The 1,717-nt window shown below is 63.5% G+C and carries 1 protein-coding gene; it reads right to left on the reverse strand.

The window, feature by feature from the left end:
* The coding region (locus BRAS3809_RS03955) for a hypothetical protein (RefSeq protein WP_035655231.1) at positions 1–1,223 on the reverse strand (1,223 nt) is incomplete at its 3' end.
* Positions 1,224–1,717 lie beyond the last annotated feature (494 nt).

Below are 1,717 nucleotides of genomic sequence, written 5' to 3' on the forward strand. Positions count from 1 at the left end.
GCCTGCAGCGCGCCGGCGACGAGCTCGTTGTCGAAGCGGCCCTGGAAAACCGCTCCCTGCGCCTGGTCGAACTTGACGCCGAAGTTCTGGTAGTTGGCGATCTGGGTGATGATGTCCTGCGTGGCGTTGGCGGTCCCGTTCGCCACGGCGTTCAACTTGGCGCCGAGCGTGTTGGCTTCCGCCAGGAACGAGGCCCAGAAGTTGGTCTGGACCTGGTTGTCCTGGAACTTGGTGACCGTTCCGGTCAGCCCGCCCGGCATTTCCGAGAAGCCGCCGCCATGACCGGGCATGCCCGTGCCGCCGGCTGCGGCGTTGAGCACCGCGTCGTTCTGGAACACGTCGATCATGTCGAGCACGTTATCGGCGGTGCCGCGCAGGGCCGTCGGGTTGGCCTGCGTCTCCGCCGCGTTGTACTTGTTGACCTGCAGATCGATCTGACCGACCAGCGTCTGCAAGTGGAGCGTGGTCGTCTGAGCGTCGACCGCTGTTTGTCCGGCCTCCAGCGCCGCGAGCTTGGCGGGATCGTTGAGGATGGCCATCAGGCCCTGCTTGGCGGCATTGAAGTCAGCTGTGATCTGGCCAAGGTTGTTGGTGCTGATACCGCCGAGTGAAAGGTCGGCCGCGGCATTGAAGACCTGACCGATCGCCGCCAGGTCACCGCCCTGGGCCGCGGCAATGTTCGCCGCGCTGTCGTTGCCTGCCGGCAGGCTTTGGAAGGCAACGTCCATTGCGCCGGTGTTGGCCAGGAATTGCACGTTGTTCAGCGCGGATGACAGATGCGCGTCGCCCTGGATCTGCTGCAGGATCTGCATCTGCACGTTGTGGATGGTCTGGTCGGCGTCGGCGAGCGTCGCCGGGTTGGTCGTGTTCGGCGCCGCGTTGATCAGCGTCGTGATCTCGTTCTGCACCTGGGTCAGCACGGCGGTGTCCGTGGCGTTGAGCGTGAACGCCTTGCCGCCCAGCGTCACCTGGCCGGGATTGGCCAGCATCGCCGCGATGTCGTTCTGCACGGCATGCAGGTCGGTGGTGTAGCTGCCGAGAAACGGATTGGAGTTGCCGCTGTTCTGCGGCGTCGAGAACAGCCCCGTTGAAATGCGGACGGCGTCGTTGAACACGACACCGGCCTGGACGAGGTCGGTCGACAGGTTCAACGCGGACGCGCGAACCAGCAGATTGGACGTGCCATTCGCCAGCGCCGTCGGGTTGAAGGTATTGGCTGCCATCAGATCATCTCCCCAAGTTTCAACCCGGCGTCGGCTGCCTGGCGGTTTCGGCAGCACGCGGGCGTTGATCGGGCGGCGACGCCTCGTTCACTCCTCTCGGAGCGGGCGAAATGTCGCGGCCTCAGAGCACTTGGGAATTATTTGCTCCAATGGGGCCAAAAGAAGCGTCGCCGAGTCCCCAAACATGATGATGTTCGGGCATGCGCCTGGTGTCGCAGCCGGGGCACGGAAACGCGTAGAAACGTTTTAACCCGTTGATTTCAGTCGTGGCATCCTTGCAACATTGGTTGTCGGCTTAGGTTTCGACACACGGTCCGGACAAGAAGTTGCCCCGATCTCGGGGCCGGTTCCCGCCTCTCCCTGGAATTCTTCCAACGAGCGGCGGCGCGGTCGGTCAGGTCTGGATCGTGCATCTCTCGTGAGAGAGCCAGAAGGAAAACTCCTCCTGGCGCTCTTGCAACGTCATCGTCCGAGCAGAGTGTCTGCTCGGGGCT

Origin of the sequence: Bradyrhizobium sp. STM 3809, from assembly GCF_000239795.1 — a bacterium.
Lineage (GTDB): Bacteria > Pseudomonadota > Alphaproteobacteria > Rhizobiales > Xanthobacteraceae > Bradyrhizobium.